Here is a 12,721-nt window from a genome sequence, read left to right on the forward strand (position 1 = left end):
GCATAGCCTTTGAAAGCGCAACACTCAAAAAAGAGGGATCCCGATGAGCAACTTGACCTGCAGGTGACCTCTACAATAGAAGGCTGACTCTGCCACCTGGTGGGATCCCTATGCCGCGCCGCACCGATATCCACAAAATCTTGCTCATTGGAGCGGGGCCGATCGTCATTGGCCAAGCCTGCGAATTCGACTACTCGGGCACCCAAGCCTGCAAAGCCCTGCGGGAAGAGGGCTATGAGGTCGTTTTGGTCAACTCTAACCCCGCCACCATCATGACGGATCCCAGTATGGCGGAGCGCACCTACATCGAGCCGGTGACGGTGGACTTTGTGGCCAAAATTATCGAGCGGGAGCGCCCTGATGCTTTGCTGCCCACCATGGGCGGCCAGACGGCCCTCAACGTGGCGGTGCAACTGGCCCAGCAAGGGATCCTGGAGCAGTACGGGGTGGAGTTGATTGGGGCCAAGCGGGAGGCCATTGAAAAAGCCGAAGACCGGGATCTCTTCAAGCAAGCCATGCAGCGGATTGGCTTGGCCGTGCCCCGCTCTGGCCTGGCCCACACCCTGGAAGAAGCCAAGCAGATTGCCCAGGAGATCGGCTATCCCCTCATCATCCGCCCGGCCTATACCCTGGGGGGCACCGGTGGTGGGGTGGCTTACAACCAGGAGGAGTTTGAAGAGATCTGCGCTGCCGGCTTGGAGGCCAGCCCCGTTTCCCAAATCTTGGTGGAAGAATCGGTCATCGGCTGGAAGGAGTTTGAGCTGGAGGTGATGCGGGATCTGGCGGATAACGTGGTGATCATCTGCTCCATAGAAAACATCGACCCAATGGGGGTGCACACCGGCGACTCCATCACCGTGGCCCCAGCCCAAACCCTCACCGACAAAGAATACCAGCGGCTGCGGGACTACGCCATCGCCATCATGCGGGAAATTGGGGTGGAAACGGGGGGATCCAACGTGCAATTTGCCGTCAACCCTGCCAACGGCGAGGTGCGGGTGATCGAGATGAACCCGCGGGTCTCCCGCTCTTCTGCTTTGGCCAGCAAGGCCACCGGCTTTCCCATCGCCAAAATTGCCGCCAAACTGGCAGTGGGCTACACGCTGCCGGAGATCCCCAACGACATCACCCGCAAAACTCCGGCCAGCTTCGAGCCCACCATCGACTATGTGGTCACCAAGATCCCTCGCTTTGCTTTTGAAAAATTCCCCGGCGCAGAGCCGGTTCTCACCACCCAGATGAAATCGGTGGGGGAGGCGATGGCCATTGGCCGCACTTTTCAAGAATCCATCCAGAAGGCCCTGCGCTCTTTGGAAATCGACCGTCCCGGTTTTGGCAGCGATAGGCCGGAGGTTTTCCCCAAGCCGGAGGAAGTGCGGGCCAACCTGCGCACCCCCAACCCCTTCCGCCTGCTCACTATCCGCACCGCTCTGCTCATGGGCTTTTCTGCCCAGGAGATTGCCCAACTCACCCACATCGATCCCTGGTTTATCGACAAGCTACAGGAGTTGGTGGAGGTGGAGCAAGCCCTCAAGGGGCGGGAGCTGGGATCCCTGAGTGCTGAGGATCTGCGGCATCTCAAGCAAATGGGCTTCAGCGACCGACAAATTGCCCACCTAACCGGATCCACGGAACATCAGGTGCGGGCCCGTCGCAAAAGCCTGGGGGTGATCCCCACCTACAAAACTGTGGATACCTGCGCTGCCGAATTTGAGGCTGCTACCCCCTACCAGTACTCCACCTACGAGAGCGAGTCGGAGATTTTCCCAGCCCGCAAAGAGAAGGTGATGATCTTGGGAGGTGGCCCCAACCGCATCGGCCAGGGGATCGAATTCGACTACTGCTGCTGCCATGCTGCCTTTGCCCTCAGCCGCCTGGGTTACGAGGCGATCATGGTCAATTCCAATCCGGAAACCGTTTCTACCGACTACGACACCGCCGATCGCCTCTATTTTGAGCCGCTCACCCATGAAGAGGTGATGAACTTGGTGGATGCTGAGCAGCCGGTCGGCCTGATCGTGCAATTTGGCGGTCAAACTCCCCTCAAGCTGGCGCAGGGGCTGGCAGCAGCCCAGGCTCCCATCTGGGGAACTTCCCCCGACTCCATCGACATTGCTGAGGATCGGGGGCGCTTCGAGCGCATCTTGCGGGAGTTGGATATTCGCCAACCGGCCAACGGCATTGCCCGCAGCGTGGAAGAAAGCTTGGAAATTGCCCGCCGCATCGGCTATCCGGTGGTGGTGCGGCCCAGCTACGTCTTGGGGGGACGAGCCATGGAGATCGTCTATTCCGACCAAGACCTGCAGCGCTACATGCAACTGGCGGTGGCGGTGGATCCGGATCGTCCGGTGCTGGTGGATCAGTTTCTGGAAGAGGCGGTGGAGGTGGATGTGGATGCCATTGCCGACCGCACCGGCGCCGTAACCATCGGCGGCATTCTGGAGCACATCGAGCAGGCCGGGATCCACTCGGGCGATTCGGCCTGTGTATTGCCCAGCCGCACCCTCAGCCCCGAGGTGCTGCGGGTGATCCGCGAGTGGACGGTGAAGTTGGCCCAAGCTCTGAAGGTGGTGGGCCTGATCAACGTGCAATACGCCGTCCAAAAAGGTCAAGTCTATATCCTGGAGGCCAACCCGCGCGCCTCTCGCACCGTACCCTTCGTCAGCAAGGCTATCGGCCATCCGCTGGCGGACTACGCCGCTCAAGTGATGAGCGGCAAAACTCTGGAAGAGCTGGGCTTTACCCAGGAGGTGATCCCCTCCCACATTGCCGTCAAAGAAGCGGTTTTGCCCTTCCACAAGTTTCCCGGCACCGACACGCTGCTGGGGCCGGAGATGCGCTCCACCGGTGAGGTGATGGGCATTGACACGGACTTTGGCCGCGCTTACGCCAAAGCCCAACTGGCGGCGGGGCAGAATCTGCCTCTCCAGGGGACGGTGTTCATCAGCGTCAGCGACCGGGATAAACAGGCGGTCATCCCGGTAGCCCGCGAGTTTGTGGGGCTGGGCTTTCGCCTGTTGGCCACCGAAGGAACCCAAAAAGTTTTAGCCGAGCACGGGATCCCGGTGGACAAAGTCCTCAAGCTGCACGAGGGACGGCCCCACGTCATCGACGCCATCAAAAATCACCAGATTCAGCTCATTATCAACACTCCTTCCGGTGTCGAGGCGCAGCAAGATGGCCAAAAGATCCGCCGCACTGCCCTGGCTTACAAGATCCCTCTGGTGACCACCTTGGCAGGGGCCAAAGCCACCGCGGCTGCCATCCGTGCTTTGCAGTCGGGATCCCTGCAGGTGAAGTGCTTGCAGGATTTTTTCTCTGTCTAGGATTCTGGAGGAAAAAAAGCAGGTCCCGGACGGCACCTCTTTCCTAAACCTATCCTTAAGAAACGTCTGCTCAAGCTTGGCTGCCATCAACTGCCAGTGACCGACCTTCGCCGGGAAGCTCTCAAAGACCTCCAAATTGCAACATATCGGTGCTGATTTGTATCGACAAATCCATTTTTTTCACAGTCCCGTTGCGAAAGTTAGGGATCCCTGTCGGCGTCCCTAAAACTGTCTAGCCTGAAAGAAGGAGACGCTTTTGGCGGTCGGCGCGGGAAGAGTTTTGCCCCGTTCAAGGAAGCCGACAAAGCAAAGAATGGTTTTGTCTCTTTAGGAGTTGGCCTATGAGTACGGTAATTCGCCGCTCCTCGGCTGCACGGCAGCTCTGGAGTTGGAATGGCTTTTGTCAATGGATAACCAGCACCGAAAACCGGCTGTACATCGGCTGGTTTGGCGTGTTGATGATCCCGACGCTGTTGGCGGCTGCCTTTTGTTTTGTGATCGCTTTTGTTGCTGCTCCGCCGGTGGATGTGGATGGGATCCGCGAGCCGGTGATCGGCTCTTTGATAGGGGGGAACAATCTCATCTCGGCGGCGGTGGTGCCCACGTCGGCGGCCATCGGCTTGCACTTTTATCCCATTTGGGAAGCCGCCTCTTTGGATGAATGGCTCTACAACGGCGGCCCCTACCAACTGATCGTGCTCCATTTCCTGATCGGGGTGTGGTGCTACCTGGGCCGGCAGTGGGAGCTGAGCTATCGCTTGGGCATGCGTCCCTGGATTGCGGTGGCGTTTTCCGCTCCGGCGGCGGCGGCTACGGCAGTGCTCTTGGTCTACCCCATCGGCCAGGGCAGTTTCTCGGAAGGCTTGCCCCTGGGGATCGCCGGCACCTTCTACTTCATGCTGGCTTTCCAGGCGGAGCACAATATCCTCATGCACCCTGCTAGCTGGCTGGGGGTGGCCGGCGTCTTTGGCGGCGCTCTGCTGGCCTCCCTGCACGGCTCCCTGGTGATCTCCAGCCTAATCCGCGAGACCTCGGAAGAAGAGTCACAAAATGCCGGCTACCGCTTCGGGCAGGAGGAAGTCACCTACAACTTCCTGGCCGGGCACTACGCGTTCTTGGGGCGGCTGGGGTTCCCCGGCCTGGGCCTGAGAAACAGCCGTTCCGTCCACTTCTGGATGGCGGCCCTGCCCACAGTGGGGATTTGGGCGGCGGCAATAGGTATCGGCATAATGGCCTTTAACTTGAACGGCTTGAACTTCAACCAGTCCATCCTGGACAGCCAGGGCCGCTTCATCCCCACCTACGCCGATCTCCTCAACCGCGCCAATCTGGGGATCCAGGTGATGCACGCCCCCAACGCCCATCATTTTCCCTTGCTGCTGGCGGCTCAACCCTAAGGCAGGCTAGGGGCAGTCCAGCCGGAAAGCGCGGTGAATAGCTTGCAAGGCCGGGATCCCTCGATCCCGGCGCACTACACAGCTCACCTTGATCTCCGAGGTGGCGATCATCTCGATGTTGATTCCGGCTTCGGCTAGGGCTGCAAACAGGCGAGCAGCCACGCCAGGGTAGGTTTCCATCTCGGCGCCGACAATGCTGACCTTGGCAATGTCGTGATCCGCGTCAACGCCTGCCGCCTGGAGCTCTTCGGCCACCTGCCGGCAGACTGCCTCAGCAGCCATCGCTTGATCCTGAGGCACGGTAAAGGCAATGTCGGTACTGGGGATCCCGTTGTGGTAGCCCCGCTGGCTTTGGATGATGGTGTCCACGATGATCCCGGCAGCCGCCAAGCGCCCGAACAAATGGGCGGCAGTTCCCGGACGATCCGGCACTTTGCGAAGGCCCAGCCGCGATTGCTTCAAATCCAAGGCAACACCGCGTACCGGGTGGCTGTCTTGAGGGGCAGCCGGCATCTTTGCCCGATGCAAGTGGGGGATCACCTGGAACGACTCTCCCAGAGCCAAGGCGGCATCACCGGCCCGCTCCGCAGCCACCACACAGCTCACCTTGATCTCGGACATGGAGATCATCTGCAAATTGATCCCGGCCTCGGCCAGCACCTGGAACATTTGCGCCGCGATCCCAGGTCGGCCCATCATCCCCACCCCGGCAATGCTGATTTTGGCCACCGCCTCATCCACAATCACCGCTGCACACTGCAGCTCTTGGCCAATCTGCCGGGCAACGGCTGCAGCCTCGGCCACCTGCGACCGACTGACCGTAAAGGCAATGTCATTGGTGGGCTGGGGCACGGATCCCTGCGGCAAGGAGTCCGTCCCGCTGGCGTGAGCGGCTGTGAACTGGAGCGACTGCAAAATCAAATCCACATTCACCCCTGCCGCCGCGATCCCCTGAAAGAGCTGGGCGGCAATGCCAGGGCGATCCGGCACCCCCACCAACACCAACTTGGCCTGATCCCGATCCAGCTCCACCGTATCCACCGCCAGGCCCAGCTCGATACTGCTGTCGGCAGCACGAGGACGGGGGGGAGGAGAAAGAATGAGAGTGCCCTCGCATCCCGCCTGCAACGGCTCCAAGCTGGAGCGCACCCGCAGCTTCACACCGTAGTTGCGGGCAATTTCCACCGAGCGGGGATGCAGCACCTGGGCCCCCAAGCTGGCCAGCTCCAACATTTCATCACTGGTGATCTCCGGCAACAGCCTGGCCTCAGGCACCTTACGCGGATCCGTGGTGAAGATCCCCGGCACATCGGTGTAGATCTCACACAGCTCTGCTCCCAAAGCCACTGCCAAGGCCACCGCCGTGGTGTCGGATCCCCCCCGACCTAGGGTGGTGATCTCCAGCTCCGCCAGGCTGGTAATCCCCTGGAACCCGGCCACCACCACCACCTCTTCCCGCTCCAGGTGCTGCCACAGGCGGTCGGTGTGGATGTGCAAAATGCGGGCCCGGCTGTAATCCCGAGTGGTGACAATGCCCACCTGGGCTGCCGTCAGGGAAAGGGCAGGACACCCCAGGCGTTGCAGCGCCAAAGCCACCAGGGCAATGCTCACCTGCTCACCGGTGGAAAGGAGCATATCCCATTCCCGCAACTGAGCCGGCGTGGTCGGGGATCCCTGCAAGATCTGCTCCCCCAAGCCCACAAGGCGATCGGTTTCATCCCCCATCGCCGAGACCACCACCACCACCCGATGCCCTGCCTTCACCGTGTGGGCCACCCGTTGAGCCACGGCCTGGATACGCTCCACAGAGCCGACAGAGGTACCGCCGTACTTTTGAACAATTAAGCTGCGTTGCATGAGAGGAGAACGAGGTCAGGGGCGGTTTGGATCCTACCCCGGATCTAGGCCAAGCCCAGTCCATTTTGCAAAAACGGCGGTACCGGCAGCAGGATCAGCACCAGCAGCGTTAGCATCCCCAGCCCCAGCAGATCCCGGGCCTCGTCCAGTTCCGTCACATCGTTGAGGGCCGGCTCGTCAGCACTGGAAATCACAAACAGCAGCAGCGCCCAGAGCAACAGCCAAGGCTGCACCGTCAAAGCCAGCAGCAACACCAACCAGCGGGCTACCCGGCCCACATTCGCTCCCATCCGCTGTCCATACACTGCGTGGACAATGTGCCCTCCATCCAGTTGGCCCACCGGCATGAGGTTAAAGGCAATCACCACCAAGCCCAGCCAGCCGGCAAAGGCCAGCGGGTGCAGCTCGATCACCTGCCCCGGCTGCAACTGATCCCCCAGCACCATGCGGGCCAGAATTGCCAGCAGCACCGATAGGCGCGGGTCAATGCGATGAAAACTAATCGGGGTCGGCTGCCCCTCCGGCACCGCGGGAGGATCTGCAGGCGCTGAAAACACCAGCCCCAGCAACAGCATGCCCAAAGCAACAAGACTCCCTGCCAGCGGCCCAGCGGCGGCGATATCAAACAACACCTTGCGGTTGGGCACCGGCTCTTTCAACTGGATAAACGCCCCAAAAGTCCCTAGGACAAAAGGCACCGGGATGAAATAGGGCAGCGAGGTTTTGATGTGGTGGCGGCGGGCCACCCAGTAACGAGTCCACTCATGGGATCCCAAAATGGCAAGGATCCCGACCGCATAGGGCAATCCTTTCATCAGAGAGGGCAAATGCAGCAGCCGGTCAGGGCTAACCCCAGCCGCGTGGGCCCCAGCACTGAGGGTTGTCCAGAAGGTGAATAGCAACAGCCCCAAAGCCAGCAGCGGCAACTCTCGACTGTCCGCCAGGGAGCGCCGCGCCGCCGGGTTGGGCACCAAGGCAAAAAAGGGCTTACCGGCAAACCCCTCCTGCAGCACCACCAAAAAGCGTTTGCCGAAAGTGGTTTCCACGTTTTGCTGCACCCGCTCATAGGCTTCACTGGGATCCGCCCGCAAGTTGCCCCGGCAGATGATCGCCTGGGGGCGGTACTCCACATTTTGCAAATAAAAGACGTTCCAGGGGAAGCAATGGCTCAGCTTCTCCCGCGGCACTTCGGAGATGGGGGTGTGGGCAAGAGCCAGCGAGACCGGATCTGCGGCGCCGTCTTCCTCCTCTTCCTCTGGCTCAGGTTCCCCAGCCGGCGAGGGATCCGCTTCTGGAGAGGAGTTTTCCACCTCTGGCCGAGGGCCTCCGGTTGAGGGTCGAATACCCCCTCGTCTCACCAAGGTCATGCTGGTAAAGTAGGAGGTGAGAAACAGCAGCAACATCAGCAAGGGAGGCAATTCGTACTGAAACACCTGACGCCCCAGCACCCAAACCAAAGGGGGCAGCATCATCACCAGCCACAGGATCCGCCACGGCACCTTCGAAAGGCGGGCCACACTTTTTTGCAGCAGCAGGTAGGTTGCAGAACCCACCAGCGCCAACAGGATCCAATCTGCCATGAGTTCAAAAAACGGAGGAGAACACCTCTACCAAGCTAGCGGCAAATCCAATCCCCTCGCTACAGCTTGCAGCCGGGATCCCTGAAGAGCCAATTGAGGCTTGGCCTGCCCATAGACCGCCACCATTCCGGGGCAAACTTTTCATTCGCGCGAGCGGTGCGGAGCACTTTACTTCTTGTCAGCAGTGGGGCGAAAAAGAGGGATCCCCTTGAGGCGTGCTTATGCTGCCGGCGTCCACTGCACAGCTTCGCCCATGGGCCCCAACCTCAACCCAGTATCTATTCTGGCCAAAAGGTATTCCCTGTCATGCCTCGCAGGGTGAAATAAACAAATAGAAGCAACAAAAGGGATCCCAGCGTAACCATAGCCGCCGCTGTTGGACTTTTGCGATACAGGCCGACAAAAGGCTGGAGGCCAGCCCAGATCCCCCCCAGCAAAACGGTAATAAAGTAAGTGGGATAACGGGAGACATTCTCCACAAACTGGTCTTCCAGTCTTCTGGGGGGCTGCGGTTGTGGCATAAGAGGCTGGGGCTCCAACTCCTTTTTTCTCAGTGTGCCATAGGTAGCTGTCAACCATCTGGAGGCTGGCCATCTTCAGGGAACTGGCGGCAACTCAAAAAGTGTAGTCATCTCAAACTAGATTGAGACACTCCCCAAACGCTCCGCGCCGCTGCCGCGACCCCCCAGCTCATCTCTCTGGGAGAGGGGGGTTGGAGAGCAAGGCAACGGAAATGTTTTATTCCTATTCAAAATGACTATAAATCTCCTCCATTGGCGCTCTTTTGGCAGCCGAGCAACCTCGGCTCCCCAGCCGCTGTGGCACCAACCGACCGGTAAGCAGCCTCTCTGCCGCTTGGCTCACAGCCTCCGCGAGGGAGAAAGTCCATCATCCCCTCATATCAAAAAGAACATCTACTTCACGAAGAGTGGTTGGAGCGAAGGGGAGACTGCGCAGATTCAGGAAACCGAGAACCTGATATGGTAGGCGTTATCCTGCCTGATCTGCTCTTTTGCTCAGTGCAGCCTCCCCTCTTCATAGACTGATGCGAGAATTGCCCTCTGATCCTTCCAATCGTGCCGGCGTACCCTTTGGGGATCAGACCCTGGCTCTGATGCGCGTCCAGGAGGCCCTGGATCAATTGGAGGCAGCCATTCTCAGTAGCCCTCGCCTGTTTTGGTCTCGCACCCTTATTGAAGAGGAAAAGATTCTGGAGCAGTTAGACTTTATCCGCCTGAACCTGCCGACAGCCCTGGAGGAAGCGGAGGAACTGCTGCGCCAGCGGGATCGGATCTTGGCAGAGGCCAATCGCTACGCCCAAGAAATTGTGGCCGCGGCCCAACGTAGGGCTGAGCAGCTCCTCAACGAATCGGCGATTCTGCGACAGGCCCAAGCTCAGGCGGAGCAGTTATTGCAACAAGCCTATCAACATAGTGAGGAGGTGCGGCGACAGACACTGCAGGAATCGGAGCGCCTGCAGCGGGAGGCCCACCGTTACGTGGATCAGGTGTTGCAAGACTTGGAGTTGCGGTTGGTGGAGTCCTTGCGGGTGATCCGCAACGGGCGGCAAAATCTGCAGACCTAACAGAGAAGAGTCAGACTGGGGCTTGAGCGCTGCCTTCAACCTGTGCCAGGAGCATTTTTATCCCGCGTTGTGCAAGTCTTTTGGAGCGGTGGGTTAGGGATCTCCTGAGCAGGCGAGGGACGGCTCCCCTCGCTAGACTTGAGCAGAAGACGTTCCCCAGCGGCCCTTGACATCCTCTCTGCCCATCATCCTTGGCGTATCAGGCGCTTCAGGGATGCTCTATGCTGTGCGCGCTCTGCATGTTCTGCTCAGCCTGGACTACCGCGTCGAAGTGGTGGCCTCCAAAGCGGCCTATCAGGTGTGGCAGGGAGAACAAGGGGTGCTGCTGCCGACAGACCCCCGCAAGCAGGCCCACTTTTGGCGACAGCAAGCCGAGAGCAGCGGTGGATCCCTAGTTTGTCATCGCTGGCAGGATGTGGGGGCAACCATTGCCAGTGGCTCCTATCGCACGCAGGGGATGTTGGTGATCCCGTGCAGTATGGGTACAGTTGCCAAGTTGGCTGCCGGCTTGAGCTCGGATCTGCTGGAGCGGGCTGCTGATGTGCAGCTCAAGGAGGGACGACGCTTGGTGGTGGTGCCGCGGGAAACCCCCTTTAGCCTGATCCACCTGCGCAACTTGACCACTCTGGCAGAAGCGGGGGCGCGCATTGTTCCGGCCATTCCAGCTTGGTACCACCAGCCGCGTACCATCCTAGATTTGGTGGATTTTGTGGTGGTGAAGGCGTTGGATCAGTTCGGTATTGATGGCGATCTCATTCGCCGCTGGCAGGGGATGCGCCAGCATCAGATCCTCAAGCTGCCCCCTGATCTCTGAGCGGGATCCCTTTTCCCGGTGGGAAGCTTGGATCTGGCTTGGGAGTACTTCAGTCTGGGGAGTGTCCCATGTTGATGCCCCTCACTCCCAGCCCCTCTCCCAAGGAGGAGGGAAGTTGGTCGTTGGTAACTTGCTGAACTAGCTGACTAGGGGATCCCGCTGAAGGGGGGTGGGCAAGTCAGGGCAGGTCTCCAGACTGGCCGCCCATTCCCCGATGAGGGTGTTGACCCAGTGAGGCAGCTCGTCGTGGGCGCAGTGGCCTACTCCCGGCAGCTTCACCAAGGTGAGGGCAGGTTGCCAGCGCTTAAATTGGTCTGCCAAAAAACTGGGCACTGCCGGATCTTCTCGGCCCCAAAGTAGCAAGATAGGCATTTTTAGGGTGGGCAGCAGGCGTTTGGGGCTGTCGAAGCGGCGGCAGAGAATGGCCCTCAGACCGTCCAAAAACACGTGGGCTGCCCCCGGCTCAAAGGCCGGTCTCTGGAAGATCTGCACCAGCTCGTCATCCACCTGCTCATCCCGCTTGTAGACATTCTTGATCCAAGCTCGTAGCACCTCGGTTTGTCGCAGCCAGTTGAAGAGGTGGGGATAAGTGAGGGGGCACCCCAGCAACGACAGAATCCCTTCGCAGAGGGCTCGCACCAGAGCATCCCAGGGAGAGGGCAATTCTTCCGGATGGGGCCCATCGGCGCAGCTAATCAAGCACAGGCCCTTCACCATCTGGGGATAGCGGGCGGCGGCAATGACTCCCACCAAGCCCCCGATGGAATGGCCCACCAGGATGCTGGGCTGCTGAATGTGAGTTTGCCAAAACTCGTGTACCTGCTCCACCCACAGATCAACGCTGTAGGCAATCTCCGGCTTGGCACTCTTGCCAAATCCCAGCAGGTCGAGGGCATAGACGGAGCGCTGGGATCCCAGAGGGAGAATGTTGTGGCGCCAATGACCCACTGACGCTCCAAATCCATGGATTAAAAGGGCCGGAGCTGCCGTCAAGTTGACGACACCGGCAAGGGTTTGGGCGCGACTGGGGGTGTAGGTGAAATGGATGGGCCAGCCCCGCCAATGCCAGGTTTGGGAGTAGCCGTAGCGAGGCAAAGCCGACAAGGGATCCCTGTCGCTGCCCGTTGGGGAAGGGGGGGGCGCATCAACAGAGGAGAAACCGGGAGCGCCAACGGAATTGGCGCCGACGGGAGCAGAAGGGGAAGGATGGGAGTCGAGTCCGTGCAAGGGAGAAGTGGGTGATAACAATAGGCTCATCTCCAATTTAGGCTAGACCAATCTTAGTGGTTTCCTCGGCTCATCATTTAATAGGACGTACTTTGCCACCGGTTCTTCTATATCTTCCAGGACATGCCAGCATGACTGTGTCCATAACCCCAGACCCAATGGATGAAGCCTTCGGGATAGACCCGATTACCGCTGCCAGCTTTCGCCAGATCGATCAGGAGATCGGCCCCCACCCCTGGCAAGGGATCCCTTATGAGGTGGTGCGCCGTGCCATTCATGCCACTGCCGACTTTGAGCTGCGGGATCGCTTTTTCTTCGGCCCCAACGCCGTTGAACACGCCCTGGCAGCCCTACGGCAAAAGCAGCCTGTCATTGTCGATGTCAGGATGGTGGCAGCTGGGATCCAGTCAGGTCTGAAAGCCCAAGGGATCCCCCTCTACTGTGCTTTGGACTGGGTGGAGGAGCCCCGTTGGCCCGGTCAAACCCGCGCCGCCAATGGGATGGTGAACTTGGCACGCCGCTATCCAGAAGCCCTGTTTGTCGTTGGCAATGCCCCCACCGCGTTGCTGGCTTTGGTGGAGGAGATTCGGGCACAGCGGGTCAAGCCGGCTTTGGTGATCGGAGTGCCGGTGGGATTTGTGGCGGTGGAAGAGGCCAAGCAGGCGTTGGCGCAAACGGATGTTCCCCAGATTCGGGTGGAGGGCCGCAAAGGCGGATCCCCAGTTGCTGCTGCCATTGTCAATGCCCTTCTCTTGGCAGCTCAACGGGATCCCATCCCCAACTGACTAGAATTGAAGGGATATCTTCAGACCTTTCCCATGACCCCAGAACAAGAGGAGTGGCTGATTCGCAACCTTCAGCAACAACAAGAACAAATCCAAGAAATGCGGGCCGAGCAGCAGCGGTCGGCTGAGCGCTTTGAGGCTCAGATGGTT

The 12,721-nt window shown here is 59.7% G+C and carries 9 protein-coding genes; 5 read left to right on the top strand and 4 right to left on the bottom strand.

Features of this window, described 5'->3' with window-relative positions; translation table 11 throughout:
- The first annotated feature begins 110 nt into the window (after positions 1-110).
- Together carB and psbA are read left to right on the top strand one after the other, a co-directional pair.
- Positions 111-3,326: a carbamoyl-phosphate synthase large subunit gene (gene carB / locus NW834_RS02010; protein ID WP_414419858.1), complete on the top strand. Its 3,216-nt coding sequence runs from the start codon at positions 111-113 to the stop codon at positions 3,324-3,326.
- A 341-nt stretch (positions 3,327-3,667) separates the two neighbouring features.
- The gene (psbA, locus tag NW834_RS02015; protein ID WP_414341568.1) at positions 3,668-4,723 is read left to right on the top strand and encodes a photosystem II q(b) protein; all 1,056 of its coding nucleotides are present in this window, start codon (positions 3,668-3,670) and stop codon (positions 4,721-4,723) included.
- Between the two features lie 6 nt (positions 4,724-4,729).
- Here the strand turns inward: psbA and NW834_RS02020 are convergent, their stop codons facing one another.
- From NW834_RS02020 to NW834_RS02030, 3 genes are all read right to left on the bottom strand, one after another.
- Positions 4,730-6,580: an aspartate kinase gene (locus NW834_RS02020; RefSeq protein WP_414419859.1), complete on the bottom strand. Its 1,851-nt coding sequence runs from the start codon at positions 6,578-6,580 to the stop codon at positions 4,730-4,732.
- A gap of 44 nt (positions 6,581-6,624) precedes the next feature.
- The gene (locus NW834_RS02025; protein WP_414419860.1) at positions 6,625-8,160 is read right to left on the bottom strand and encodes a site-2 protease family protein; all 1,536 of its coding nucleotides are present in this window, start codon (positions 8,158-8,160) and stop codon (positions 6,625-6,627) included.
- A gap of 278 nt (positions 8,161-8,438) precedes the next feature.
- Entirely contained in the window at positions 8,439-8,681 is a 243-nt protein-coding gene (locus NW834_RS02030) for a DUF751 family protein (RefSeq protein ID WP_041436092.1), read from the bottom strand.
- A gap of 533 nt (positions 8,682-9,214) precedes the next feature.
- Between NW834_RS02030 and NW834_RS02035 the strand changes: the two genes are divergently transcribed.
- Together NW834_RS02035 and NW834_RS02040 are read left to right on the top strand one after the other, a co-directional pair.
- Positions 9,215-9,745 carry a hypothetical protein gene (locus NW834_RS02035; protein WP_238376845.1) on the top strand — a complete coding sequence of 177 codons (531 nt, stop codon included), beginning with the start codon at positions 9,215-9,217 and terminating at the stop codon, positions 9,743-9,745.
- A gap of 166 nt (positions 9,746-9,911) precedes the next feature.
- Positions 9,912-10,559: a flavin prenyltransferase UbiX gene (locus tag NW834_RS02040; protein ID WP_011431889.1), complete on the top strand. Its 648-nt coding sequence runs from the start codon at positions 9,912-9,914 to the stop codon at positions 10,557-10,559.
- A gap of 138 nt (positions 10,560-10,697) precedes the next feature.
- Here the strand turns inward: NW834_RS02040 and NW834_RS02045 are convergent, their stop codons facing one another.
- Positions 10,698-11,816: an alpha/beta fold hydrolase gene (locus NW834_RS02045; protein ID WP_414419861.1), complete on the bottom strand. Its 1,119-nt coding sequence runs from the start codon at positions 11,814-11,816 to the stop codon at positions 10,698-10,700.
- Positions 11,817-11,917: 101 nt separating this feature from the next.
- On the opposite strand from NW834_RS02045, the gene NW834_RS02050 reads away from it, so the two are divergent.
- On the top strand, positions 11,918-12,571 hold the full coding sequence (locus NW834_RS02050) for a cobalt-precorrin-8X methylmutase (protein WP_414329503.1): 654 nt from the start codon (positions 11,918-11,920) through the stop codon (positions 12,569-12,571).
- Positions 12,572-12,721: the final 150 nt, after the last annotated feature.

Source organism: Synechococcus sp. R60.1 (genome assembly GCF_047461835.1).
Taxonomy (GTDB): Bacteria; Cyanobacteriota; Cyanobacteriia; order Thermostichales; family Thermostichaceae; genus Thermostichus.